This window comes from Collinsella sp. LCP19S3_B11 (assembly GCF_052121915.1).
Classification (GTDB): domain Bacteria; phylum Actinomycetota; class Coriobacteriia; order Coriobacteriales; family Coriobacteriaceae; genus Collinsella.
This window is the reverse complement of sequence record NZ_JBQKDI010000004.1, coordinates 82,766-107,211: the sequence shown is the minus strand read 5'-3', so window position 1 is coordinate 107,211 and position 24,446 is coordinate 82,766. Positions and strand designations below refer to the sequence as shown.

Sequence of the window (24,446 nt, the reverse complement as noted above, 5' to 3'; positions counted from 1 at the left end):
GCCAGACCATGGCTGACAGCATGGTACGCGAGGCCGAGCGCGCCTTGCGGCTCAGTCAAGCGCCGCGCTCGCCCGATTACCACGTGCGAGGCAAGGTCATGGAGGTGAAGGACGGCGCATACCAGGTGCGGCTTGCCGCCGCCGAGAACCTGACCTCCTGCTCGCGGTACTGCGACGCAAAGGTCGGCGACACCGTCCTGGTCCTCGTCATGTCGAGCGGACAGTGCGCCGCAATCGCAAAGCTAATCAAGTAAAAAGAAAGGTGCTTTATGGCTCAAGAGCTTACGTTTGACACCAAAAAGCCCGAGAATGCCTTTAGGGAGCAGCGAATCGACCCGCTGCGTCGCGGCGAGCGCGGAAATCGTGATCTCACGGTGAGCATCGCCTCAAAGGGCATCCCGTATGATCTCACCGGCTGCACCGTGCGATTCATCGGCACCACCGGCACCGGTCAGCTCGTGGGCCCGACCGAGATCGAGGTCGCTAACGCTCCAGCCGGCATGGTCCGCCATGTGCTTCCGGCTGAGATGTCGACCGATGCCGGCCTCGCACATTGGTACTACGAGATCTACAGGGGCGAGGACTATCTCGACACGACCGAGTCGTGCTCGGTCAAGGTCCTGCAAAACGCCGACATCGGCGGTCAGCAGGCGACGCTCTACATTCCGATTTTCGAGCAGGCGAAATCCGACGAGCAGGCGCGCGTCGCTGCCGAGACAAAGCGCGCTGATGCCGAGTCTGCACGCGCTACCGCTGAGACCGCGCGAGCCGAGGCCGAGAAGTCTCGAGCAGCTGCCGAGACCAACCGCTCGACCTCCGAGACCTCGCGTGCCGATGCCGAGAAATCTCGCGCCGCTGCAGAGACAAAGCGCTCGACAGCCGAGACTGCGCGAGTCGAGTCCGAGAAATATCGCGCCGCTGCCGAGACCAAGCGCGTCAACGCCGAGACCGCGCGAGTTGAGTCGGAGAAGCTGCGCGATGCTGCCGAGACCAAGCGCTCGACCGATGAGCTGGCGCGTGTCTCCGCTGAAAATGAGCGTGCGGCTAACGAGATCGAGCGCGATACATCATTTACCGAGATGCACGACAAGCTCGCCACTGCCGCCGCTACTGCAAAGGCGGCTCGCGATGATGCGACAGCATCTGCCACCGCTGCCAAGGAGTCCGAGGATGCTGCCGCGGCCAGTGCCTTGAGCGCCGGTAAATCTGCAGACAGCGCCGCCGCTGCCATCAAGGAGACGGCTGATGCCGCCGCCGATGCACGTCTCGCGGCAGAGGAGGCGCGAGGCTCCATTTCTGCCGATAAGAGCATGTATTTCAAGCGCATTGCCGATGAGAACGGCGACACATGGCCTGTAATCGTCGATACGACCGTCCAGGAGGGATAAATGGATCACATCTTTCCAGTAAACGACACTTTTGAGAAGGGCTTTGGCGATGTCGCCGATGCCATTCTGAGCCTGAATGTCGCACCGGCGCCCTATCCGGAGTGGGATGCCGCCAAGGGCGAATTCACCGTCAAGTCCATCCAGCGATGGCTAAGCTCCGAGAGTGACGGCAAGATCTATGCCGTCGACCAGACGCTCGATGCCGTCCAGACTCTCACCAAGAGCCTCGCAAACGCCGATATCGCCAATCCTGTGCCGTCTACGCTGCTCAAGCCCGGCACCGACCCTTACATCGGCGTCGGCCCGTTCCGCTACGAGCATGTCAACGGCTACAAGGACGATGCCGGCACCTGGCACATCACCGGCATGCGCTCTTTCGGCAATTTCAGCTATACCGACGGTCGCGATGTTTTCGCACTCGCACCAGTGCGCTACGTATTCCATGGCATAGTCGATGGCAAGTACCGCGTCGCCTGCTCAGACCGTCCACACGTGGGATACGTCCCGGAGGACCGATCGCTGCGCATCGACGGCACTCTTGAGCCATTCATGTGCCGCGCTGCATTCGGGGCATCCAAGGACTCCGCCGGAAAGCCCTGCTCGGTCGCCGGCGCCAAGCTCTGGACCCGCAGCTGCTCGCACAACTCGATGAACGAGGCCGCTAAGAAGAAGGGCACCGAGTACAGCGGCTACACCGCAGCCGATTATGACTATCTGTACGAGATGAATCTTCTCAAGTACGCTCACAAGTCGAGCCAGGCCAATTTCGCCGGCTGCTCGAATCATACCGAGCAGACGCCAGTCACGGTGGCAGGCACCGGTGCGCCCACCGTAACCATCGCCAAGACCGTCGCTGACAAGTGGCCCATCGGATCCGCCATCATGGTCGGCACCACCACGGTCGCAGGTCGAGACCGTGGAAATGCCGATGCTTTCGACATCGCTGATCAGGCCAATATCATCAAGAAAACGGTCGATGGTGACAACGTCGTGCTGACGCTCGACTGTGGCAATATCTCGACTGAGGTTGGTCAGATCGTCTCCACGGCTCCGTGGAATCCCGGCACGACCGTCGGCATCGTCGGCGACGGCTCGCCTTACGACAATAAATCCGGTCGCGAGCCCTTTGCCATCCAAGGCATTGAGGTCATGCTCGGAGCCTGGGAGATTCTCGGCGATCAGCTCGTCAAGGGCGATGATGACGGCTATGGCTACTACCTTGTCGAGGACACGTCCAAATCTGCTACCTCCGTGACCTCCGACTACACTAAGATTTTCACTTTGCCGATCAAGTCCGCCGATGGCGAGATGTACCCGTCGGCGATGGTCAAGGGCAAGGGCTCTCTGGTGCCTTACGGCACCGGCGGCTCCACCGGCGCAGGTGTCGGTGACAGCATCTGGTACTACGGCGGCAAGAAAACCGATACGTATGAAGTCCGGGTGTTCGGCAACCTCTGGGATGGCTCCCACGCTGGCTTGCGCCGCGCGTCCCTCAACAGCGGGCCGGGCGGGGCGTGGTGGGACGACGCCTCGCGCGTCTCGACAAATGGTCGAAACAGGGTGAATGCCGACGTGCCGCCTCTGGCGGCGTAGTCGGCAGAGGGGCGGCGCCCCTGAAAAACGGCCCAGGGACCTGCCGTGCATGCAGGTGTAATTCCTTTCGTCCAGGTGTTCGGCAACCTCAGGAATGGCTCCAACGCTGGCTTGCGCCGCGCGAACCTCAACAACAGGCCGGACAGGGCGAGGTGGAACAACGCCTCGCGCGAATCTGATTGATAGCTCCCATAAAAACCCGCACGGTAGCGTACCCGGTGGAAGCATCGGGCTCGCCTGGCTTAACTAAGTGAAATGGCATATAAGACCACCGGGCCAGTAGTCATTTGCCGACCGCTCGGAATGCAATCAGAGAGCTGAATTGGTCGAATGAAAAGTTACTGCAATGGCCTTGCCGTCGATGCTAATTTCGTCGGCATGGCCTATGAGAATTGGCGGTCCGGCGAATCGGGCCGGACCAATGAATGGCGAGTGTACAAGGAATACGGCTCACCTGATGTCCTTATCGCCGAGATCGTAGCCGAGGCCAATGCCGGCACACTACGATTTGAGCCCTTGAGCACGAGGCCGAGGCAAGACGGCGGAAAGATGCGCAACATTGGCGTCGAGGGTGTCAAGCAGCAAATCTGCGGCTACACCGTCGACCTCGCCATCGATTCGCTCATGCGCGCGAAAACCGGCTACTGGCAGGTCAACAGACCTGGTATGGGACAGTTTCGCGCGGCGCCAACGGTGCAGAAGTGGGTCAATCAGTGCGCCTACCATGTGCATCTTGATGTCAAATCCTGCTATGAGTCCGTGAGGTGCTCTGACGTCATGCGAGTGCTCGAAAAGTATGTGCGCTCGAGCGTTGTGCTCGGTATCGCCAAGGCGATCATGGACTCGTATCCGGACGGTCACCTGATGATCGGCAGCTATTTCTCGCTCAGGATGGCGCTGCTCATCCTGAGCTTTGGCTACCACCATGTCGAGGACATGCACAAAACTCGCCGCGGCAAGCGCATGGCGCTTGTCGAGCATCAGGCATGGTACGTCGATGACATCTGGTTGTTCGGAAGCGACAAGCGCAATCTCAAGTGCGCAGCGCGAGACCTCGCGAAGTACCTCAAGGCTGAGTTTGGACTAAATCTCAAGCCATGGAAGGTCTGCAAGGCAACCGACGATGAGCCGACGGACGTCGCCGGGCCCGTGGTCAGGCGCAAGCGTATCACTATCCGCGACAAGACCTTTCGCAAGGGCCGTCGAGCGCTATTCCGATTCCGTCGAAAACCGACGAATCTGAGGATGGCGCGCCGACTGATCGCCTACTGCGGATGGTTCAAGCACACCGACAGCCAGAGATTCTGCGATGACAACGGCCTCTATCCGGCACGACGCCAAGCCAAAAAGGTAATCGCTAGACACGACAGATTTAGGAGTTCTCATGCAATTTGAGCTTGAGTTTTGCGACCGTGAGCCCGCAAAGGTGACGGTCATCCAGGACGGTCCAATCGCCAACATCTGGCTCCGCAAGGACATCACCGAGGACACCGTCGATAACGGTCCTGACGGCACGCCTTACAAGATTTGGCGCTGCAACACGTTGTTTTTCCAGCGCATCGGCACGCCAACTCCTGAGGAAATCGAGGCCGACTTCGATGCAATCGCCGAGCAGCAGATCGCCGGCAATCGCACGGTCGACGAGCGCATCGATGCGACTGAGCGGGCTGTCTCCGACAACGGAAAGCAGCTTGAGACTGCGTTTCAGGCGCTCGCCGAGCTCGGCGACATGATCGCAACTGCGGGAGGTGAAGTCTAATGGCAGCAATCTACGCGACCCTCATCAAGGATGGGGCGATCAATCCAAAGACCGGCGAGCCTTGGAAGATTGATGACGTGAACGTCATTTGGCGCGCGTCCGTCAAAAAGATTCTTGACAAGTAGGACTGGCCCCGAAAGGGGACTTTTCTTTTGCGCTGGCTGATGGTGGCTAGCCCTGGGAAGGGGCAAAGGGGGTGAATTAATGGAAATTCTAAAGCTCTTCGTCCCATATGGCCCGGCGTGGCTTGGAGGCGTACTGTTGGCCCTCATCGCCTTTTATTTCGGCAAGCAATTTCTCGAAGAGTACAAGCTCCAAAACGAACGCAAGAGCGCCCTCGACATCAAGCGCGAGGAGCGCAAGCAAGACGAGGTGAAGGAGCGAGCCCAGCGCGACCGCGAGCGGTCTGAGATGGAGGGTCGGATTGCAGCTCAGATGGAGCGGTCAAATTCACTCATGGAGGCCATGAAAACCCTGATGGAATCCGTCGTGGCGTCAAATGATGTCCTCCACTCAGATCTAGTTCATAGCAAGGCGCGCAGCCAGGGCATGGCGCAAAAGGTCGACCACATCTGCGACAGAGTCGACCTGCTCTACGACAGAGAATCTACAAGATAGGGATACAAAATGACAGAGATTCAGGCGGGCCTCACGGTGGCCACGGTGCTCGTGGCTCCATACATCGTGCAGGCCATCAAGACCAAGGCAATGACCGGCAGCGCCGCTCGATGGACTGCGATCGCAGTATCGGTTATGTGTGGCGCGCTCACGGCAATGGCAAGCGGTATGCCGGCTGACCCAGGCGCCTGGGTGACATCAATCTTTGCATGCGTTGGCGGCGTCCAGGTTGCCTACGCATCTTTCAAGAGCGTTGGAATCACCGACAAATGGCTCGATGCGCTGCTCGCGCTCGGCGATGTCAAGGATGACTAGCCATGGCGATTACCCAGCGCGAGGCATTCGCGCAGGTCATGGAGCACCTCGTCACCCATGACGGCGGCTCCGGTCATGGATACTCGCAATACAATCGCATGGGCGACGGCACCACCGAGACTATCAGGCTTTCTGATGGAACGACCGTGACAATTGCCGGCGGCGACCGCGATTGCTCGTCTGCCGTCATCACGGCACTTCGCGCCGTCGGCATCTACACATTCGGTGCCACATATACCGGCAACATGCGCTATCAGCTGCTCAAGACAGGTCTTTTCGGTTGGCGCAAAATGGGTGTCAAGTCTGCGCAGCGCGGCGATATCTACCTCAACGAAAAGTGCCACACCGCCGTGTGTATCTCTCCTTACGGCTCAAAGCGTGGTGATCTCTTGGCGCAATTCTCCATCTCTGAGAAGGGCACCATCACTGGCACCAAGGGCGACCAAAACAGCCGCGAGTCCAATATCAAGGCGTACTACTCCTATCCGTGGGACGGCACGCTCTACTGGATCAACGACGGCAAGACGCTTTCGGGCGCCAACACCGAGGTCGCCGACAACACCGATCCAGATCTCGGCGACGTGCGTTACTGGGGCCAAAAGTTCACGCGAGCAATCCAAAAGCAGCTCGGCACGACCATGGATGGAGTGATCTCTGGTCAGCATGTAGCTCACCAGAGATATTTCTGGGCGGTCGACCATGGATGCGTCGAATGGACCAAGACCGGCAAGGGATGTGGCTCCGACATGGTGCTCGCCTTGCAGCGCAAGGTCGGATGCGCCATCTATCCAGGCGTCGGTGGCGTGCAGGCGCGGCAGATGAGCAGCGGCACCATCCACAAGCACCAGCAATGGCTTATCGCAAACGGCATATCGGTCGGCTCGTGCGGCGCTGATGGCTACCACGGACCCGACACCAACAAAGCAGTCGCTCAGGCAATCAAGCGTAAGCTCTATGCAGCTTAGTTAGGAGCTGAGATGCTAGGCAACATCCTCCTGGTGCTTTTAGGCGCACAGCTGGGAGCAGCTGTCGGCGTGCTCGCCATGTGCCTTTTTATTAACCGCAAATAGTGCTTCGCCCACTCCGGCTCTGCCGGGGTGGGCATTTTTTTTGGCAAAAAAGTTCAAGATAATACTTGCGTACTGCTACCAAAGGTAGCATAATAAAGACAACGACAGGGGCAAGAGGCACCTGCAATCCCGAGGGGAGAACATCATGACTGACATCAACCGCATCACCGACGAAGAGATCCTGGCTCTTAACGACGTTCGTAAGCGTCCCTGTATCACCGAGAGCGGAGAGTGCTACATCGTTTCCCGCGTCAACATCTTCTATGATGACGATCTCTTTGACGTTATGAGCGTCGATGACGTTAACGTTTATGCCACCGAACGCGAGGCTCGTGAGTGGGTTGCAAAGATGACGCTTTCTGCGAATGACTCCTGCTATTCGATCAAGCGCTCGTACACAATCCGCTGCCACCAAGTCTTTTAAGCATCACCGAGACATACATGTTAAGCACAGAATGGGGTTAACAATCATGAAGTACACTAGCATCCAGGATGTTATCGACCAGGCAATTAAGCCTGTCTGTGGTGATTTCGCTGAGGATTACGACCTCGACGCCATTGCAAGCGAAATATTCGAGTATGTGACCGACGTTGACGATGATGGAATCCAGCACGGCAATGGATACTTTGTCGAGCGCGATGGTGTTGACTGGAATGAGGTCATGCAGAAACACGACCACGGAGAGCAGCTCGACAAGGACGTCAGCGAATCCTGGGACGGCGATGGAGTCTATACAATCACTGAAGCCGATGGCGACGTTACCGAGGTTGAGTGCGATGACATGGCAGATCTGAGGTCTGCTTTGAGTGAGATTTACAGCTACTCAGGCAATTGGGACTCTAAAGTCGTTATAGAAAAGGACGCTTGCAGGCTGAGGACAAAGGCGGATTTCAAGGCACTGCGTGAGGCGTGTGGCCTTTCCCAGCAAAATGTTGCCGATGCGCTCGGTGTGCACTTGCAGACGATTAAGCGCTGGGAAAAACCATCATTTCCTTATGCCGTGCCAGACGATGCCTTTGCCTATCTCGACAACGTCGCAGAGTCACAGGCAACCCAGGTCAGCTATATGCTCGGCGTCGTTGCCAAGCATGTCGAGCAATTTGGTAAGAACCCAGTGCTGGTTCCGATCACATACTACCGAGACCAGCAGATGTATGACAAGTACGGTCGAGACGAAGGGCCTTTTGGATGGCCCAACGCCGTTGCTCGAAAACTAGCCTACGAGCTCGACAAGCGCGGGATTTCATACTCTTTCCGCTACCCTGACGATGGTGCCGTGAGTACGCCTGGAAGTAACTATTAAGCAGCGAGCAGCACGCCAAAACCACCTTTGAGCGGCAGTATCCCAACGCTGTGATACACTTGGAAAAGTTCGGGATAATTCACGCCCGGGCTACCACAAATTGAATGCCCGGGCCTCGCAAGAGACCCGGGTTTTGTGTATACACCGCATGTGTGGAATGAGCCGCGTTTCACCTGGACCGAGGAGTTGCCATGGACCTGCCTATCAGCCTACAAGACATTACGTATGCCGAGAATTACCTGGCGCAGGGAGACCTGGCCACGGCGACGCCGCTGCTGGAGCGTTTGGTGGAGCTCGCCGAGGAGTATATCGATGCCGAGTGCAAAACGGAGGAGAACCGCCAGTACTTTAGCTTCGATAGCAAGTTTGAGCGCCTGGCCTACCGCCGCGTGGAAAAGGATCCACGCGAGCTGGTGCAGGTCGAGGTGCCCTTTGATCGCCTGTACTCCGACATGGCGTTTGCCTACATCCGTCAGCAGGATTATGTTAGCGCCCGCAATGCCTTGATGCAGGCCGTGCGCTGGGACCCCATGAACTGCAACTACCGACTGGATCTGGCCGAGCTGTTCCGTGCGCTCGAGGACAAGCAGGAGTGGGCTTCGCTTTCGTTTTCGGTGCTGGAGCGTGCGAGTGACGGCAGGTGCGCCGCCCGCGCCTACGCCAACTTGGGCCAGTACTTTTTGGAGCCCGAGACCGAGAACGTCTCGGCGGCCGTGGGGTGCGCACGTCTGGCGCTGCGCTTGGCCCCTGGCGATTCACATACGACGCGCTTGCTCAGCAAGATCCATGCCACCTATCCGGATGCCGCCGACGAGAGTGATGAGCATGTGATGGGCGAGCTGGCGTTGCAGGGCGTACCGACCTCGCCTTCGGCCGAGATTGCCATTTGTCTGATTATGTGTGCGACCGACGCTGCGGGTGACGGTGACAAGCAGGAGGCTACACGCCTGACGGTCCGTGCCCGCGACCTGGTGGGCGAGGAGGCATGCGCGGCGATCATTAAGCTGGTGCGCGAAAGCGATGCCGAGCTCAACGCCGAGCGCAAGGCCAAACGCGAGGCCGCGAGCGGGAAAGCCGATGACGCCGAGGAGGCCGGCGATGCCCAGTAAGCGCGAGCGCAAGCTCATCTCCAAGAATCGTTCGGCGCATCACGAATACTTTATCGACGAGACATTCGAATGCGGCATTGAGCTGAGCGGTACCGAGGTCAAGTCGATTCGCGAGCGCGCCTGTCAGATTACCGATACTTTTGCGCTGATTCGCGGCGGCGAGTGCTGGCTGGTGGGTTTGCACATCCATCCCTATAGTCACGGTGGCGTGTGGAACCGTGATCCCGATCGCCGGCGCCGTCTGCTGCTGCATCGCAAGGAGATTGATTTTCTTGACGGCAAACTGCGCAACCGCGGCTATGCACTGGTGCCGCTCGAGCTCTACTTTAATGCCGATGGTCGCGTTAAGCTGCTGTTGGGCCTGGGCCGTGGCAAAAAGCTCTATGACAAACGCGAGGACATGGCCAAACGTGACGTTCAGCGCGAAATCGATCGCGCGCTTAAGGAGCGTAATCGCTAAGGGTTGATATCCGGGCGGGCGGGGATGTTCATCCATCACTGTTGTCGTACTCCCGGTCTGCTCCTCGCAAGTTGCGGTGGAATAGTTTCTGTTTGTTGGGTATCCAGGCTTAAATAGGGACTTTTTCACCGCAACTGCGTGTGGCTCATTTTTCTTACCGTTCTGACACATATGTCTCATTGTGGGTATATACGTCTGCAAGGCTCAATTCCGAGTTAGGGGAGTGATCGTTTTGGATAAAACTGCGTTCTTTACGATGCCCTGCGGGCTGTATGTGGTGAGTGCCGCGGCAGATGGGTCGCGCGCCGGCTGCATTATCAACACCGCGGTGCAGGTGACGTCCACGCCGCCGCGCATTTCGGTTGCCGTGAACAAGGAAAATGTCACGTCTAGCGTTATCTCGTCTGCCAAGGCCTTTGCGCTGACCGTGATCGATCAGACGGCCGATATGCCCTACATTGGTAACTTTGGATTCCGTACCAGCAGCAACTATGACAAATTTGCCAAGTACGAGACGTGCGAGACCGCACTGGGCATGCCCTATGTTCCCGAGCATGCGGCGGCCTTGTTTAGCTGCCGTTTGATCGACACAGTGGATGTGGGCACGCATCTACTGTTTATCGGCGAGGTCGAGGATGCCGAGCGCCTGAGCGACGAGACGCCGCTCACCTACGATTACTACCATAAGGTCCTGAAGGGCAAGACGCCGCCCAAGGCGTCTTCGTACCAAGGGTAGAAATGCGGTAAAACCGCTTGCATTATATTATTAAGAATATATACTAATAAGCAAAGTACATCAGCAGCCACGTTCGAGAGGAGAACATCATGGCCGAGGAAAAGAAGACGTACAAGTTCGTGTGCACCGTTTGCGGTTACGAGGTAGAGGTCGACACGCCCGAACTGCCCGAGGATTACGTGTGCCCGGTGTGTGGCGTCGGTCCCGATCAGTTTGAGCTCGTCGAGGAGTAGCTCGTAGACACACGACTTGCAGCAACATATAGCTCTGTCCAAGGGCCCCGGTCGGATATCCCGGCCGGGGCCCTTTTCCTCCGTCCCCAAGGGATCACGGCTGCTATTAGCCGATCCTGTCTGTTGTGAGTCCGGCCGACCTTTTGTCTTAACCTGCAACATCTAACGGCTCAAAACGGGTCTTCCTGTTACAGAACGAGACAAACCAAAACCATCATTCTCAAAATCTCAATCTATAACATTTAGGCACGTAAAACCCCTCTACTTGTTACAGATCGAGACAAAAGGTTGGGGCTGAAGAAATATCTCGATCTGTAACATCTGGGCGCGGAAATTGGGTCCACTTGTTACAGATCGAGACAAACTGAAACTATCTCTCAGAAAATCTCAATCTGTAACATCTAAGGGCTCAAAACGGCCTCACGTGTTACAGATTGAGACGTTATATCTGGACAGTCACGCCATCCCATTACATCCCCGTTAGCAGCACGATGTCGAGAATCGTCACGATGACACCGATCCCTACGAGCAACGCGTTGAGCGGGCGCGAGTTGGCGTATTTGCCCATGACGCGGGGCGAGCTGGTGAGTCGTATGAGCACAAAGACCGTAATCGGCAGCTGAAGCGACAACAGTGCCTGACTCCAAATGAGACCCTCAAAAGGATTCGGGACGATCAGGCACGCCGCCACTGCGCCGACGAAACAGGCTGCCACTCCGATCGAGGAATGTCGGTCGTGGATGTCGTATTCCTCGTCGAATATGCCCGCGGTGATGGTGCCCGCCGCCATGCCCGCCGTCACGCTACTCGATATGCCCGCAAACAGCAGTGCCACCGCAAAGATGGTCGAGCTTGCCGGGCCCAGAATGGGGGAGAGCGTGGCCGCTGCGACGGCGAGGTCGTCTACGACAATGCCGTGCGCAAAGAAGGTCGTTGCGGCCAGGATGACCATGGCCGAGTTGATTGCCCAGCCCACACCCATCGAAAAGAGCGTGTCGAAGAGCTCGTAGTGCAGGCGTTCTTCGATAACCTGCTCGCCTTGGCCTTCGAAGTGCATGGATTGGATGACCTCGGAGTGCAGGAAGAGGTTGTGGGGCATAACGACCGCGCCTAGGACACTTACGATAATCGCGACTGAGCCGGTGGGCATACTGGGTGTAATCCAGCTTGTGGCGGCTTGCGGCCAGTCGACCTTGACCAGCAGAAGCTCGGCTAAAAACGAAAGTCCCACCACGCCCACGAAGGCGATGATCCAGCGTTCGGCGCGTTTGTAGGAGCTTGTCATGAGCATGGCAATCGATGCCGCCGCCACGATGATACAGCCGGCACGTACGGGCAGGCCAAAGAGCATTTGAAGTGCGATCGCACCGCCCAGGACTTCGGCCATGGCGGTGGCGACCGTGGCTAGATACGCGCTGCCGAGTATCGCACGCCCGACGAGGCGGGGCAGGTGGCGCGTCGTGGCCTCGGCAAGACACATGCCCGTGGCGATGCCCAAGTGAGCCGCGTTGTGTTGCAGCACGATGAGCATGATCGTGGATAGCGTGACGATCCACAGCAGCGCGTAGCCAAACTGCGAGCCGGCGGCCATATTGGAGGCCCAATTGCCCGGGTCGATAAAGCCGACGGTCACGAGCAACCCGGGGCCGATATGCCGTGCGATGTCGAGTCCGCCGTGGCCGCCGGTGCGCGGGGAGCCAAAGTGATGTTTGAGATGGTCGATCATGGTGCACTCCTGCGTGCCGTTTGTTTGACGCCGCAAAGGATACCCGTTTTAGGCTCAAAATTTGATCATGACTAACAAAATTGTTGTGATGGTAAAAGGGGGTTGCCGAAATGTCTTGATCTGTAACAACTAGGGATGGAAATTGGGCCTAGGTGTTACAGATCGAGACAGGAAGAAATGGTCCTATGGAAAATCTCGATCCGTAACAGCTGACCGCCAAAACCGGCCCTTCGTGTTACAGATTGAGACATTCGGAACCGTCTTTCGAGAACATCTCAATCCGTAACAGTTAGTCGTCGAAATTGGGTCCTCCTGTTACAGATTGAGATGTTTGAAGCGGTGAGCTTACAGGCCGAACCTGGGGCCCTTGTTGTTGCCCTTGAGCTCCGCGGTGTCCACTCGTAGGGCGTGCGTTACGCAATTGTTTCGAAACGGGCGGGAAACACAATGGGCCGGCGATGCTTCTAGTATGCCTATTCAACTGACTGTCTAAATATCTAGGGGAGGATCGCGATGCAGGCAGATTCCGCTCAGCAGCAGGGCCTTTATCGCCCCGAATTCGACCACGATGCATGTGGCATCGGCGCGCTTGCCGATATCAACGGTGAGCGCCACCACCAGATTCTGGACGATGCGCTGTCCATTCTGGTCAACTTGGAGCACCGCGGTGGCACGGGACTCGAGAAGAATACCGGCGACGGCGCCGGCATCCTGTTCCAGGTTCCGCATCACTTTTTCCGCAAAGAGGCTCAAAAGTGCGGCCAGATTCTGCCGGCAGAGGGCGACTATGGCGTGGCCATGCTGTTCTTCCCGCAGGACGACAAGGGCGTAGAGGATGCCCGCCGCGTGTTTGAGGAAGGCTGTGCCGAGGCCGGCGTGCCGCTGCTCTTTTGGCGCGAGGTGCCGGTCGACCCTCACGATCTGGGCGAGACGGCCCGCGCCTGCATGCCCACCATCCTGCAGGCCTTCCTGGGCCGTCCGGACGACACGCCCGCCGGCGATGCCTTTGAGCGTCGCCTGTACGTGTGCCGCCGCACCATCGAAAAGAAGGCCGACGCCGAGTTTGCCCTGCGCGACAAGATCTTCTATGTGTGCTCCATGAGCTCGCGCACCATCGTGTACAAGGGCATGCTGGTCGCCACGCAGATGCGCCGCTTCTTTATCGATCTCAACGACGCCGCCGTCAAGACGGCCGTGGCGCTCGTCCACTCGCGCTACTCCACCAACACCACGCCTAGCTGGGAGCGCGCACATCCCAACCGCTTTATTATCCACAACGGCGAGATCAACACCCTCAAGGGCAACGTCAACTGGATTCGCGCCCGCGAACCTAACCTGTACAGTCCCGTGCTGCAGCATGATCTTGAGCGTGTGATGCCCATCATCAACCGTGAGGGTTCCGACTCCGCGATTCTGGATAATGTACTCGAGTTTTTGGTCATGAACGGCCGTCCGCTTACGCGTGCCGCGTCCATGTTGCTGCCCGAGCCGTGGGACCACAACGACAACCTGAGCGAGGAGCGTCGCGCCTACGATGCCTACCAGTCCATGCTCATGGAGCCCTGGGACGGCCCGGCGGCCATCGCCTTTACCGACGGCCGTACGCTGGGTGCCGCCCTTGACCGCAACGGCCTGCGCCCGGCTCGCTACTACGTGACGCGCGACGGCCGCTTTATGCTGGCAAGTGAGGTGGGCACCATCGAGGTGCGTCCCGAGAATATCCTGACAAGCGGTTGTTTGGGACCGGGCCAGATGCTCGAGGTCGATTTTGCCCGCGGCCGTGTGATCTACAATGACGAGCTGCGCGCCCGCTATGCCAAGGAAAAGCCCTACCGCGACTGGATTGCCGAGGAGACGCTGACCGTTGACGCGCTCGACAAGCCCGCCGCGGCAACGCCCGCCGAGGATGCCGAGGTGCCTGCCGCCGTGCGTATGGCCAAGCTCGGCTACCACTGGGATGATGTTGACGAGGTCGTGCGCCCCATGGCCCAGCAGGGCAAGGCCCCGCTCGCCTCGATGGGTATCGATGCGCCGCTGGCCTGCCTGTCCAAGAAGACGCGCTCGTTCTTTGACTACTTCTATCAACTGTTCGCCCAGGTCACGAACCCGCCGATCGACGCCCTGCGCGAGCATATGGTCACCTCGACCACGCTCTACCTGGGCAACCACGGCAACCTGCTCGAGGACTCTCGTACGGCCTGCCAACTGGTGCGTCTGGAGCGCCCGCTGCTGAGCGAGGAGGAGTTCGACCGCATTTGCGCGATTGACCGTGTTGGCTTTAAGACCTGCCGTTTCCGTGCCGTTTACCGCCGCGATGCCGGAGAGGGCGCGCTGCAGGCTGCGCTCAAGCAGCTTGCAGAGGACGTTGAGGCTGCGGTCCGCGACGGCGTGAACATCGTGGTGTTGAGCGATCGCGCCGGAGCGGACGAGGTACCCGTGCCGTCGCTGCTCGCCGTGGGCTGCGTGCACAACCACCTGATCCGCGCCGGCGTGCGTACCTTTGCCGACATTGTGGTGGAGTGTGGCGACGCCGTGTCTCCGCACGACTTTGCGGCGCTGGTGGGCTACTCCGCGAGCGGCATCTATCCGTACAACGCGCATGCGTGCATTCGCGACTTGGCGGCGCACGGCGATCTGGACGTGACAGCCGAGCAGGGCATCGCCAACTACAATAAGGCTGCGACCGCCGGCATCGTTTCCATCATGTCCAAGATGGGCATCTCCACGGTGCAGAGCTACCATTCGGCGCAGATCTTCGAGGCCGTGGGCTTTACGCCGGAGTTCGTCAACGCGTACTTCGCCGGCACGGTGAGCCGCGTGGGCGGTATGGGTGTCGAGGACGTTGAGCGCGAGCAAAACGAGCGCTACGACGCCGCGCTCGCAATCCTTAAGAGCCCGGCTCCCGATCAGCTGCCCACGCTGGGTCTGACCAAGTGGCGCCCGCTCGGCGGCGAGGATCACCTCATCGATCCGCAGACTGTCTACTTGCTGCAGACCGCCTGTCGTGAGGACAGCTACGACACCTTTAAGGAGTACAGCGCCCGCCTGCACCGCACCGGCCGTGCCGTGCGCCTGCGTGACTTGCTCGACTTTAATGCCAACGGCTGCACGCCGGTTTCGCTCGACGAGGTGGAGCCCGCGCGCAACATCGTCCGCCGCTTTAACACCGGTGCCATGTCGTACGGTTCTATCAGCAAAGAGGCGCACGAGTGCATGGCCATCGCCATGAACCGCCTGCATGGACGCTCTAACTCGGGCGAGGGCGGCGAGGATCCGCGTCGCGAGACCCCGCTGGCTAACGGTGACTCCAAGAACTCCGCCATCAAGCAGGTGGCAAGTGCGCGCTTTGGCGTAACGAGCCGCTACCTGTGCAGCGCCTTCGAGATTCAGATCAAGATGGCCCAGGGCGCCAAGCCCGGCGAGGGTGGCCACCTGCCCGGTAAGAAGGTCTACCCCTGGATCGCCGAGGTCCGTCAGTCCACGCCCGGCATCGGCCTGATCTCGCCTCCGCCGCACCACGACATCTACTCCATCGAGGACCTGGCAGAGCTGATCTTTGATCTTAAGAACGCCAACCCCGGTGCGCGCGTGTCGGTCAAGCTGGTCAGCGAGGCCGGCGTCGGCACCATCGCCACCGGTGTGGCCAAGGGTGCCGCCGACAAGATCTTGATCAGCGGCCACAATGGCGGCTCGGGTGCCGCGGCGCGCGATTCCATTTGGCACGCCGGCCTGCCGCTGGAGCTCGGCCTTGCCGAGGCTCAGCAGACGTTGCTGCAAAACGGCCTGCGCTCCCGCGTGGTGCTTGAGGCCGACGGCAAGCTCATGGACGGCACCGATGTTGCCGTCGCCTGCCTGCTGGGCGCCGAGGAGTTTGGCTTTGCGACCATGCCGCTCATCTCCATGGGCTGCCTCATGCAGCGCGACTGCCAGCAGGACACCTGCCCGGCCGGCATCGCCACGCAAAACTGTCGCCTGCGTCGCGGCTTCCGCGGCAAGCCCGAGCACGTTGAGCACTTTATGCTCTTTGTTGCCGAGCAGCTGCGTGAGGTCATGGCGAGCCTGGGCTTCCGCACCGTCGACGAGATGGTCGGCCATCCCGAGTGCCTGCGCCAGATCGAGGTACCGGGCAACCGCAAGGCCAACCTGCTTGATCTGTCGCCCGTGCTGGCGAGCGCGACCTGCGAGTTCGGTGCCCATATCCCGGGCGCCGACGGTCGCCACTTCCTGCCGCAGATGGCTGCGGACAGCGAGCTCGACAAGACGCTCGACTCCACGTTGTTCGTGCCCTATACGGCCGATGCCCGTGCACACCTGCGCCCGATTCGCTTCCGCGCCGATATCGCCAACGTCAACCGTTGCGTGGGCACCATCCTGGGCAATGCGGTGACCAAGGCGCATCCCGAGGGCCTGCCCGCCGGCTCCATCACCATCGATTGCGATGGTTCGGCCGGTCAGAGCTTTGGCGCCTTTCTGCCGCGCGGCATTACGCTCAACGTGTGCGGCGACGCCAACGACTACTTTGGCAAGGGCCTTTCGGGCGGCGAGGTGTCGGTGCGCCCCAACCCGCATGCGACCTACAAGTTCGACGAGAACATCATCGTGGGCAACGTGGCGTTCTTTGGTGCCACGAGCGGCCGCGGCTTTATTAACGGCCTGGCAGGCCAGCGCTTTGGCGTGCGTAACTCCGGTGCCACTGTGGTGGTCGAGGGCTGCGGCAACCATGGCTGCGAGTACATGACGGGCGGCCTGGCGCTCATCTTGGGCGAGGTCGGGCAGAACTTCGCCGCCGGTATGACGGGTGGCGTGGCCTATGTCTTTGACCAGTACGGCACGCTCGAAGCCCGTGTGAACCACGAGAGCGTGGAACTCAAGGCCCCGACGGCTGTCGAGCTGGCGCAGATTCGCGCGCTCATCCAGGAGCACGTGGACGCGACGCAGAGCCCGCGCGGCATTAAGCTGCTCTACAGCTTTGAGACGATGAGTAAGCACTTTGTGAAGGTCATTCCGACCGAGTACGAGCGCGTGCTGGCGATTGTCGCTGCGGCCGAGGCCGTGGGCAAGACGCACGCGCAGGCCGAGGAGTTGGCGTTTGACATCGTGACCGGCCGCGCGAGCGCCGCGGATGTCGCTCGCTTTGATGTCGCGGGCGGTGCGCCCGTGGCTGCCAGCCCTGCTGCTTCGACCAAGAAGGAGGCGTAAGTGCCATGGGTAAGCCCGGTGCTTTTCTTGATATCGATCGCGTGACCCACGAGCTGCGCCCCGTGGAGGAGCGCAGCCGCGATTTCGATCCGCTGTATGTGGAGCTCGACGACGATGCGCGCCGCGCCCAGGCGAGCCGCTGCATGATGTGCGGCGTGGCGTTTTGCCAGATGGGTGCGAGCTTTGGCAAGGCGCGTCCGAGTGGCTGTCCGCTGCATAACCTGATTCCCGAGTGGAACGAGCTGGTGTATCGCGGTCGCTGGGACGATGCGGCCGAGCGCCTGTCGCTCACCTCGCCCATGCCCGAGTTTACGAGCCGCGTATGCCCGGCACTGTGCGAGGCTGCATGCAACCTGGGTTCGGTCGACGGCCAGCCCACAACGATTCACGATAACGAGCGCGCGATCAGCGACCACGAATGGGCAAACGGCGGCCCGCGTCGCTTTGAGCCGGCAGGGGAGGACGCACCCTCGGTCGCCGTGGTTGGTTCCGGCCCGGCTGGCCTGGTGGCTGCATGGGAACTTGCGCGTCGCGGTGCCCGCGTGACGGTGTTTGAGCGCGACGACCGCCCAGGCGGTCTGCTCATGTACGGCATTCCCAACATGAAGCTCGAGAAGTCCGTGGTCGAGCGCCGCGTGGCGCTCATGCGCGAGCTGGGCATTGTCTTTGAGCTGGGTACTGACGTTACGAACCCTGCGGTGGCGGCCAAGCTCAATGGTTTTGACGCCGTTGTGGTGGCTGCCGGTGCTCGTACGCCCCGCGGTCTTTTGGCTACGAATGTGGATGCCCCGGGCGTGGTGTATGCCGTGGACTACCTGACGGCTTCGACCGTCTCGGTGCTCGATGGCGGTGAGCCCGCGGTGAACGCGCGCGGCCTGGACGTTGTGGTCATTGGCGGCGGCGATACCGGCAACGACTGCGTGGGTACCGCGGTGCGCCAGGGTGCACGCAGTGTGCGTCAGTTTGAGTTCTTGCCGGCCGCGCCCGATAAGCGTGCGGCGAGCAATTCTTGGCCGCAGTGGCCCAACGTTAAGAAGACCGACTACGGTCAGCAGGAGGCTATCGCTGCCATGGGCGGCGAGATGCGTGCTTGGGGCGTGGATACGCTCGAGGTATTGCTGGACAAGAAGGGCGCGGCCGCGGGCCTGCGCGTGGTCGATCTGGACTGGTCGGCCGGCAAGCCCGAGCGCATTGCGGGCTCCGAGCACGAGGTGCCGGCCCAGCTGGTGCTGATCGCCTGTGGCTTTACGGGTCCGGAGCACGGCGTGTTCGACGCTGTTGACGTGCCTATTGCCACGGCGGGCCGTCCGTTGCCCGTGATGGCCTCCGAGGACTCGCATCTTGCGGCTCGCGTGGATGGCGTTGCCGCGGATGCCGCGCCGGTGTATGTGGCCGGCGATGCCCGCAACGGCAGCTCGCTCGTGGTGAGTGCCATGGCCGATGCCCTCGCCTGCGCAGCCGAGGTCGCCGAGGCGCTGGGGCTGTAAGACAATCACGGAGTTGCTCAACAATCGAATCGGCAAGGGCTGTCCCCAACGGCCGGCATATAAGGAACGTCCCCAAGTGCCGGCAGCTGGGGACGTTCCTTACGTGCCGGCATCCGGGGACACTCCTTGCGGGTTTGCGAGCGTTTTGCTCGTTTGCCGACGTTTGGATGCCTACCCGTTGGCGTTTGCGCTCGTTGCGCTCTGCTGTTTATGTGGCGGCTTTAGTTGTTTGCGGACAGCGGCGCGGGTGATTTGTCTAGTTCTACCCGCAATTTTGTGGCAATTTGCATAATCTGCAAGTATCCCGTCAAGTGCTTGGTCAGCATCTGGTTTGCAGCCCGATGCCCATTTCGCCCGTGATGGCGGCGACCACCCGCCCTCCTCGTAAGCTCAAATTGAGGTTTATCAGTTTGAGGAGGATGCCATGGCTGATCATGTTTTGGACCGGGGACGTATGGCCGAGGCCGTCGGTGACGATATTGCCGGCATGGCCCAGTTTTGGATGCTTCGCAAGTTTCAGTTTTTGGAGGCGGCGCGTACACAGTTCGAAGTGATAGTCGATCCATGGCTCAGCTATTGCGAGGAGCCCTCGCAAAATGAAATCATGGCCTATAACATGGCATTTACCGATTGGCTGCTGTTCGAGCGTCCCTATTACCATGGCAAGACGCTGCTTGAGCTGTATGTTGACGAGCCGCCGGCGTCGCTTTCGCCTGTCTCGCTCAGACGGCTCGAACAGGTACGCGGCACGCACTATTTTTCGCGCTTTGGCATTTTGGATAAGGATCCCGCGACCGGTATGGTCGCGCTGCGTGACACGCGTACCGACCGTCGCTTTGACGTCTACGATCCGCATATCGTGCAAAAGGAGCACTGGCGCGATGGCGCGATTGCGGTGCGCCTCGCGTGCGTCGACGATGTCTGGCTGACGGCGGGGCAGCTCTACCTCTACGACATTGCGCGCCTGAGCGATACGGCGGTCGACGGGCCTGGCGCCGTGCATCCTGAGGACCTAGAAGATGGCTTCGATACCTCGTGTATCAGCTTCTTCTTACGGCTGGTTCGCGACATCATGGGTGCCCAGGGGCGCTACGTAAAGTCTCTCAATATCTACGAACAGGAATGGGAGTAGGGGATGGGCATCTGCCGCCTGCCTTGCCTTCTGCCTTTATATCTCGATCTGTAACGTCTAGGGACAAAAAACCGGTCTACCCGTTACAGATCGAGACGAATGCTTGGGCGTTGCTGGTTTGTCTAAATCTGTAACGTTTAGGGGTCTGGAGAACGTCTAACTGTTACAGATCGAGATGTTTGGCACCTGGCAGGGGGGATGTCTTGATCTGTAACATTTGCAGGCCAAAATTCGACCTAACTGTTACAGATCGAGACAAAGGTTGGGCGCGGTGCCGAACAATCTAAATCTGTAACAACTAGAGGCTCAAAGACTGTCTTCCTGTTACAGATCAAGACATTTGTCAGCGGAGGCAACGGTGACGATGGTCCATTTGTCTGACGTGGTAGTGATGAAAGTGTCTAATACCGTTTTCAAACACAAACATGCAGTACGTAGCACCTTGGCGCGGAATAGGATGCTTGCCAGGCTCACGGAGGCGGCTGAACAAGGCGTGGTGCTTGTGACACACGACAATGCCGAGCTCATGTGGCTGCGGCGCCATGTGGGCACAGACGATATTGCGGAGCCCGAATCGCACCTATTCTGTTTTCAGCATGAATGGGATGCGCTGACGCCGCCGGAGCGGGCTCGGCGGACCATCAAGGGGCTTGCGGAGTTTCATCCCGATTGGGCGTTTTGGGGGTATGACGCCGCGCTGATATGGGGTCTGGAGGTGCCGAATGATCTGCTCGGGCCGCGTTACTTGGTCAAGACGGGTTGTTCGGTGGCGTTGAGTACGGGATATAGGCTGCTGCGTCCGCAGGCGTCGGGTGCGCTTGAGCGCGTCGACGGCGTGCGAGTGACGCCGTTTTGGCGCACGGTGGAGGATTGTCTGCTGCGTGCGCCGTTTTCATATGGTCTGGCGATTGCCGATTCTGCGCTGCGGGCGAAGGGCATATCGCGCGACGACCTCTGCGAACGGCTCCAGGTCGATTGCGAGGGCAGACGCGGGTATCGCAGAGCTCAGGTGATTGCGTCGCATGCGGACGGGCTGTCCGAAAACGGTGGCGAGTTTCGGTTCCGAGCGTTCTTTATTGCATACGGTTTTCCGGTGCCAGAGTTGCAGGTGGAGTTTCGCGATCCGCTCGATCCGGGCCAAGTGTTTCGGGTCGATTATTTCTGGAGGCTCGAGGACGGGACGTGCGTGATTGGCGAGCTCGACGGAAGAGGAAAGTATACCCTGCAGGATGGTGGGGACCGGGAGTCGGTCGACCCGTTCGTAGCAGAGCGTCAGCGAGAATCTCATCTGACATTGCTCGGGCACAAAGTGCTGAGGTTCACGTTTGATGAGCTCAAGAACCCGGGGAAGCTAGCTGAAAAGATGAGGCTGGCGGGTATTTCGCAGCGGGCCGATTTGGCTGAGGGATGGAAGCGTCAGTGGTATGGGCGCTGAGGGATATGACTAACGCGGATGTGGTTGTTCCCGTCGAGTTTGTCTCGATCTGTAACAACAAGGGGCCGTTTGGCCTCGTAACTGTTACAGATCGAGACAGAAGGTTGGCTGCCGCTAAAAGATCTAAATCTGTAACATCTAGAGGCCGAAAACCTGTCTACATGTTACAGATTTAGATGTTTGACGACAGGGCTGGAGAATATCTCGATCTGTAACATCTAGCGGCCAAAATTCGACCCAACTGTTACAGATTGAGACAAAGGCTGGACGCGGTGCCGAAAGATCTCAATCTGTAACATCTGGCTGCTAAAACCTGGTCTACCTGTTACAAATCAAGACGTTTTGCTGGAACGGCCGGAGCATTGCCGTGCTGTCTCCGTTTGCCCTCACAGCTCTCTCGTCCCTCCGCTAACCGATATGTTCGACTTTAGTTTGCTGCATTAGGTGATAATGGACAAATGTTCAAGTTAATCGTGAGGGAGGAGCTCGATATGGCGTCTGCCGATCGTTCCACGTTGTTTATCAATGCGACCGTCCTGGATGGTTCGGAGCATATGGAGCCGCAGCCCGACATGGCCGTGGCCGTTGAGCGCGGTGTCATCACGTGGATGGGGCCGAGCGCTGTTGCGCAGGCGCCTGCAGGTGCCGAGGTCCTCGACCTGGCCGGGGCGTATCTCATGCCGGGCCTCATCAATATGCATGTGCATCTGTGTGGCTCGGGCAAGCCGGTTTCGGCGGGCGATGCGGGCGCGCTGATGAAGAAGCTCGATAATCCCGTGGGGCGCGCCATTGTCCGCCGCATCCTTAAGGGCAGCGCCCAACAGCAGCTGGCAAGTGGCGTGACCACGGTGCGCGGCGCGGGCGACCCGCTGTTTGCCGATCTGGCCGTGCGCGATGCTATCGACGCCGGCAAGTATCAGGGTCCACGTTTGGTGGCGCCGGGAACGGGCGTCACGGTGCCGGGTGGCCACGGCGCGGGCTTGTTCGCCCAGGTGGCCAACAGTCCCTCCGAGGCGGCCGAACAGGTGCGCGACCTGTATGCGCGCGGTGCCGACGTCATTAAGCTGTTCGTAACGGGCGGCGTGTTCGATGCGACCGAGGTGGGCGAGCCGGGCGTGCTGCGTATGCCGGTGGAGGTTGCCGCGGCGGCGTGCAAGGCAGCGCACGATATGGGCCTTCCGGTTATGGCTCATGTCGAGAGCACCGAGGGCGTGAAGGCCGCGCTCGAGGCCGGCGTCGATACGATCGAGCACGGCGCTCCGTTGACGCCCGAGATCCTGGAGCTGTACCGCGGCGCCGCGGGAACTCAGCTCGAGGGGCGTGCGCCGAGTGTGACCTGCACGATCAGCCCCGCACTGCCGTTTGTGCTGCTCGATCCGGAGAAGACTCATTCGACTGACACGCAAAAGAAGAACGGCGATATCGTGTGCTCGGGCATTATCGAGAGCGCTCGTGCGGCGCTGGAAGCCGGTATCAAGGTAGGCCTGGGTACGGATTCGAGCTGCCCGTTCGTGACCCAGTACGACATGTGGCGCGAGGTGGCCTATTTTGCCAAGTACGTGGGCGTGAGCAATGCGTTTGCGCTGCATACGGCTACGCAGGTCAATGCTGAGCTGCTGGGGCTGGGCGGCGAGACCGGTGCGATCGAGTGCGGCAAGGCTGCCGATATCCTGGTGACGCGCGAGAACCCGCTCGATGACCTGTGTGCTCTGCGCGAGCCGATGCACGTGATGTGTCGTGGCGATCTGGTGCGCAAACTCAAGGTGAAGCGTATTCCCGAGGTGGACGCCGAGCTCGACACGATTATGGCCATGCCAGCCGAGGCGCTTGCCGAGGAGCTTGCCCGCGACGGCGTGGCGTAGGTGTGACGGGGGCGGGCCCTTTGTCGTATTCAAAAAAGCCGAGGTCCCAGTGCGAGACCTCGGCTTGTATTATGTCCTGCGGTATGGCGGCTACGAGCGCGTCTCCATCTTGGCGTGGCACTTGGGGCAGGTGACGCGGATCTTGCCTTTGCCCTTGGGGACGGAGAGCATCTGGCCGCAGTTGGGGCACTTGAGGTATGCCGTGGTCTTGCGACCCTTCCACATCTTCTTGGCCGTGCGCTTGGCGCGCTCAAAGTCTTCCTTACTGGTGCCGGCCGCGCGTGAGGTGCTGGCCGCTGCAGCGCCGCCACCCAAGCTGGCGACAAACTTGCCCAAGCCGGGGACCTTAGCCGAGCCGGCGACAAAGGCCTCGTTCTCCTTGCGACGTGCGTCGATGTTTTTGGACAGGCCGCGCAGTACGCCGATCACGATGACGGCGATGGCGATCCAACTGAGCCACTGGACGCGGGCCATCGATCCGATCATCGCGATGACGATGCCCGCAAAACCCATCACGATGGTGAGCTCGTCGGCGCCATTGCGGCCCTTCATAAAGTCATTCATGCAAATTGCCTTTCGTTCGATATGCCGCACGCCTTTATACCCGATTTAGAGCAAGGGGGACAGGTTAATCTGCACCAATGTGGTGCAAACATACCCGTCCTCGGAACATCAAGACGGTGCAAAGTGGTCTGTCCCCAATGCGCCGATTACTTAGAGAGCTTGTCGACGACGCGTTCGATCTCGGCGAGCTTCGCGGCTTTGAGGTCTTCGTCGCCCGATTCGATTGCCGAAGTCACGCAGCCCTCGATATGCGCCTTGAGTACGTCGGCGTTAATGCGCGCGAGGAGTGCCTGTGTGGCCATGAGCTGCGTGGAAATATCGACGCAGTAGCGGTCCTCCTCGACCATCCGCAGGATGCCGTCGATCTGGCCGCGCGCCGTCCTGAGCATACGGTTCACCGATTTGTGGTCTGCCATCATGGCGGGTCCTCGTTTCTGGTCGATGGGGTCGAATGCT

The 24,446-nt window shown here is 59.7% G+C and carries 23 protein-coding genes; 20 read left to right on the top strand and 3 right to left on the bottom strand.

Annotated features, from left to right (window positions below; translation table 11 throughout):
* Positions 1-8 precede the first annotated feature (8 nt).
* From ACTQV4_RS03775 to ACTQV4_RS03705, 15 genes are all read left to right on the top strand, one after another.
* Complete coding sequence (locus ACTQV4_RS03775) at positions 9-254, top strand: hypothetical protein (protein WP_441569327.1); 246 nt, start codon at positions 9-11, stop codon at positions 252-254.
* 15 nt (positions 255-269) lie between these two features.
* The gene (locus ACTQV4_RS03770) at positions 270-1,388 is read left to right on the top strand and encodes a BppU family phage baseplate upper protein (protein ID WP_441569326.1); all 1,119 of its coding nucleotides are present in this window, start codon (positions 270-272) and stop codon (positions 1,386-1,388) included.
* Positions 1,389-2,981 carry a hypothetical protein gene (locus ACTQV4_RS03765; protein ID WP_441569325.1) on the top strand — a complete coding sequence of 531 codons (1,593 nt, stop codon included), beginning with the start codon at positions 1,389-1,391 and terminating at the stop codon, positions 2,979-2,981.
* 330 nt (positions 2,982-3,311) lie between these two features.
* Entirely contained in the window at positions 3,312-4,376 is a 1,065-nt protein-coding gene (locus ACTQV4_RS03760) for a hypothetical protein (RefSeq protein ID WP_441569324.1), read from the top strand.
* The gene (locus ACTQV4_RS03755) at positions 4,366-4,740 is read left to right on the top strand and encodes a hypothetical protein (RefSeq protein ID WP_441569323.1); all 375 of its coding nucleotides are present in this window, start codon (positions 4,366-4,368) and stop codon (positions 4,738-4,740) included. Before ACTQV4_RS03760 ends, ACTQV4_RS03755 begins: the two co-directional genes overlap by 11 nt.
* On the top strand, positions 4,740-4,865 hold the full coding sequence (locus ACTQV4_RS03750; protein WP_441569322.1) for a hypothetical protein: 126 nt from the start codon (positions 4,740-4,742) through the stop codon (positions 4,863-4,865). The genes ACTQV4_RS03755 and ACTQV4_RS03750 overlap by 1 nt, the downstream gene beginning before the upstream one ends.
* A gap of 79 nt (positions 4,866-4,944) precedes the next feature.
* The gene (locus ACTQV4_RS03745; protein ID WP_441569321.1) at positions 4,945-5,358 is read left to right on the top strand and encodes a hypothetical protein; all 414 of its coding nucleotides are present in this window, start codon (positions 4,945-4,947) and stop codon (positions 5,356-5,358) included.
* Between the two features lie 9 nt (positions 5,359-5,367).
* Positions 5,368-5,673 (top strand): hypothetical protein, encoded by a 306-nt coding sequence (locus tag ACTQV4_RS03740; RefSeq protein ID WP_441569320.1) that lies wholly within the window; start codon positions 5,368-5,370, stop codon positions 5,671-5,673.
* A 2-nt stretch (positions 5,674-5,675) separates the two neighbouring features.
* Positions 5,676-6,638, top strand: coding sequence for a hypothetical protein (locus ACTQV4_RS03735; protein ID WP_441569319.1), 963 nt, complete (start codon positions 5,676-5,678; stop codon positions 6,636-6,638).
* A 250-nt stretch (positions 6,639-6,888) separates the two neighbouring features.
* Positions 6,889-7,167, top strand: a complete 279-nt coding sequence (locus tag ACTQV4_RS03730; protein ID WP_441569318.1) for a hypothetical protein — start codon at positions 6,889-6,891, stop codon at positions 7,165-7,167.
* 46 nt (positions 7,168-7,213) lie between these two features.
* A complete protein-coding gene (locus ACTQV4_RS03725) occupies positions 7,214-8,047 on the top strand; it encodes a helix-turn-helix domain-containing protein (RefSeq protein ID WP_441569317.1) in 834 nt (277 codons plus the stop codon).
* A 191-nt stretch (positions 8,048-8,238) separates the two neighbouring features.
* A complete protein-coding gene (locus ACTQV4_RS03720; protein ID WP_427727424.1) occupies positions 8,239-9,156 on the top strand; it encodes a hypothetical protein in 918 nt (305 codons plus the stop codon).
* Positions 9,146-9,616: an SsrA-binding protein SmpB gene (smpB, locus tag ACTQV4_RS03715; RefSeq protein ID WP_196025254.1), complete on the top strand. Its 471-nt coding sequence runs from the start codon at positions 9,146-9,148 to the stop codon at positions 9,614-9,616. The genes ACTQV4_RS03720 and smpB overlap by 11 nt, the downstream gene beginning before the upstream one ends.
* A gap of 232 nt (positions 9,617-9,848) precedes the next feature.
* Positions 9,849-10,352, top strand: coding sequence for a flavin reductase family protein (locus tag ACTQV4_RS03710; protein ID WP_441569316.1), 504 nt, complete (start codon positions 9,849-9,851; stop codon positions 10,350-10,352).
* Positions 10,353-10,441: 89 nt separating this feature from the next.
* Positions 10,442-10,585 (top strand): rubredoxin-like domain-containing protein, encoded by a 144-nt coding sequence (locus tag ACTQV4_RS03705; RefSeq protein WP_035137395.1) that lies wholly within the window; start codon positions 10,442-10,444, stop codon positions 10,583-10,585.
* 469 nt (positions 10,586-11,054) lie between these two features.
* Here the strand turns inward: ACTQV4_RS03705 and ACTQV4_RS03700 are convergent, their stop codons facing one another.
* Positions 11,055-12,311: an Nramp family divalent metal transporter gene (locus tag ACTQV4_RS03700; protein WP_441054826.1), complete on the bottom strand. Its 1,257-nt coding sequence runs from the start codon at positions 12,309-12,311 to the stop codon at positions 11,055-11,057.
* A 513-nt stretch (positions 12,312-12,824) separates the two neighbouring features.
* On the opposite strand from ACTQV4_RS03700, the gene gltB reads away from it, so the two are divergent.
* The 5 genes from gltB (at position 12,825) to ACTQV4_RS03675 (ending at position 23,426) form a co-directional block, all read left to right on the top strand.
* The gene (gene gltB / locus ACTQV4_RS03695; protein WP_441569315.1) at positions 12,825-17,510 is read left to right on the top strand and encodes a glutamate synthase large subunit; all 4,686 of its coding nucleotides are present in this window, start codon (positions 12,825-12,827) and stop codon (positions 17,508-17,510) included.
* Positions 17,511-17,515: 5 nt separating this feature from the next.
* A complete protein-coding gene (locus ACTQV4_RS03690) occupies positions 17,516-18,997 on the top strand; it encodes a glutamate synthase subunit beta (protein WP_441569314.1) in 1,482 nt (493 codons plus the stop codon).
* 424 nt (positions 18,998-19,421) lie between these two features.
* The gene (locus ACTQV4_RS03685) at positions 19,422-20,129 is read left to right on the top strand and encodes a hypothetical protein (RefSeq protein ID WP_441569313.1); all 708 of its coding nucleotides are present in this window, start codon (positions 19,422-19,424) and stop codon (positions 20,127-20,129) included.
* Between the two features lie 502 nt (positions 20,130-20,631).
* Positions 20,632-21,564, top strand: coding sequence for a hypothetical protein (locus ACTQV4_RS03680; protein WP_441569312.1), 933 nt, complete (start codon positions 20,632-20,634; stop codon positions 21,562-21,564).
* 458 nt (positions 21,565-22,022) lie between these two features.
* Complete coding sequence (locus ACTQV4_RS03675; RefSeq protein WP_441569311.1) at positions 22,023-23,426, top strand: amidohydrolase family protein; 1,404 nt, start codon at positions 22,023-22,025, stop codon at positions 23,424-23,426.
* 90 nt (positions 23,427-23,516) lie between these two features.
* Here ACTQV4_RS03675 and ACTQV4_RS03670 read toward each other — a convergent pair whose 3' ends face one another.
* Together ACTQV4_RS03670 and ACTQV4_RS03665 are read right to left on the bottom strand one after the other, a co-directional pair.
* On the bottom strand, positions 23,517-23,990 hold the full coding sequence (locus tag ACTQV4_RS03670) for a hypothetical protein (protein ID WP_427717775.1): 474 nt from the start codon (positions 23,988-23,990) through the stop codon (positions 23,517-23,519).
* A 146-nt stretch (positions 23,991-24,136) separates the two neighbouring features.
* Positions 24,137-24,406, bottom strand: coding sequence for a metal-sensing transcriptional repressor (locus ACTQV4_RS03665; protein ID WP_427717778.1), 270 nt, complete (start codon positions 24,404-24,406; stop codon positions 24,137-24,139).
* Positions 24,407-24,446 lie beyond the last annotated feature (40 nt).

Excerpts from the sequence above, each read along its gene's own strand:
- ACTQV4_RS03775 (WP_441569327.1), top strand. The coding sequence starts at position 9 with ATGGCTGACAGCATGGTACGCGAGGCCGAGCGCGCCTTGCGGCTCAGT.
- ACTQV4_RS03770 (WP_441569326.1), top strand. The coding sequence starts at position 270 with ATGGCTCAAGAGCTTACGTTTGACACCAAAAAGCCCGAGAATGCCTTT.
- ACTQV4_RS03765 (WP_441569325.1), top strand. The coding sequence starts at position 1,389 with ATGGATCACATCTTTCCAGTAAACGACACTTTTGAGAAGGGCTTTGGC.
- ACTQV4_RS03760 (WP_441569324.1), top strand. The coding sequence starts at position 3,312 with ATGAAAAGTTACTGCAATGGCCTTGCCGTCGATGCTAATTTCGTCGGC.
- ACTQV4_RS03755 (WP_441569323.1), top strand. The coding sequence starts at position 4,366 with ATGCAATTTGAGCTTGAGTTTTGCGACCGTGAGCCCGCAAAGGTGACG.
- ACTQV4_RS03750 (WP_441569322.1), top strand. The coding sequence starts at position 4,740 with ATGGCAGCAATCTACGCGACCCTCATCAAGGATGGGGCGATCAATCCA.
- ACTQV4_RS03745 (WP_441569321.1), top strand. The coding sequence starts at position 4,945 with ATGGAAATTCTAAAGCTCTTCGTCCCATATGGCCCGGCGTGGCTTGGA.
- ACTQV4_RS03740 (WP_441569320.1), top strand. The coding sequence starts at position 5,368 with ATGACAGAGATTCAGGCGGGCCTCACGGTGGCCACGGTGCTCGTGGCT.
- ACTQV4_RS03735 (WP_441569319.1), top strand. The coding sequence starts at position 5,676 with ATGGCGATTACCCAGCGCGAGGCATTCGCGCAGGTCATGGAGCACCTC.
- ACTQV4_RS03730 (WP_441569318.1), top strand. The coding sequence starts at position 6,889 with ATGACTGACATCAACCGCATCACCGACGAAGAGATCCTGGCTCTTAAC.
- ACTQV4_RS03725 (WP_441569317.1), top strand. The coding sequence starts at position 7,214 with ATGAAGTACACTAGCATCCAGGATGTTATCGACCAGGCAATTAAGCCT.
- ACTQV4_RS03720 (WP_427727424.1), top strand. The coding sequence starts at position 8,239 with ATGGACCTGCCTATCAGCCTACAAGACATTACGTATGCCGAGAATTAC.
- smpB (WP_196025254.1), top strand. The coding sequence starts at position 9,146 with ATGCCCAGTAAGCGCGAGCGCAAGCTCATCTCCAAGAATCGTTCGGCG.
- ACTQV4_RS03705 (WP_035137395.1), top strand. The coding sequence starts at position 10,442 with ATGGCCGAGGAAAAGAAGACGTACAAGTTCGTGTGCACCGTTTGCGGT.
- ACTQV4_RS03700 (WP_441054826.1), bottom strand. The coding sequence starts at position 12,311 with ATGATCGACCATCTCAAACATCACTTTGGCTCCCCGCGCACCGGCGGC.
- gltB (WP_441569315.1), top strand. The coding sequence starts at position 12,825 with ATGCAGGCAGATTCCGCTCAGCAGCAGGGCCTTTATCGCCCCGAATTC.
- ACTQV4_RS03690 (WP_441569314.1), top strand. The coding sequence starts at position 17,516 with ATGGGTAAGCCCGGTGCTTTTCTTGATATCGATCGCGTGACCCACGAG.
- ACTQV4_RS03685 (WP_441569313.1), top strand. The coding sequence starts at position 19,422 with ATGGCTGATCATGTTTTGGACCGGGGACGTATGGCCGAGGCCGTCGGT.
- ACTQV4_RS03675 (WP_441569311.1), top strand. The coding sequence starts at position 22,023 with ATGTTCAAGTTAATCGTGAGGGAGGAGCTCGATATGGCGTCTGCCGAT.
- ACTQV4_RS03670 (WP_427717775.1), bottom strand. The coding sequence starts at position 23,990 with ATGAATGACTTTATGAAGGGCCGCAATGGCGCCGACGAGCTCACCATC.
- ACTQV4_RS03665 (WP_427717778.1), bottom strand. The coding sequence starts at position 24,406 with ATGGCAGACCACAAATCGGTGAACCGTATGCTCAGGACGGCGCGCGGC.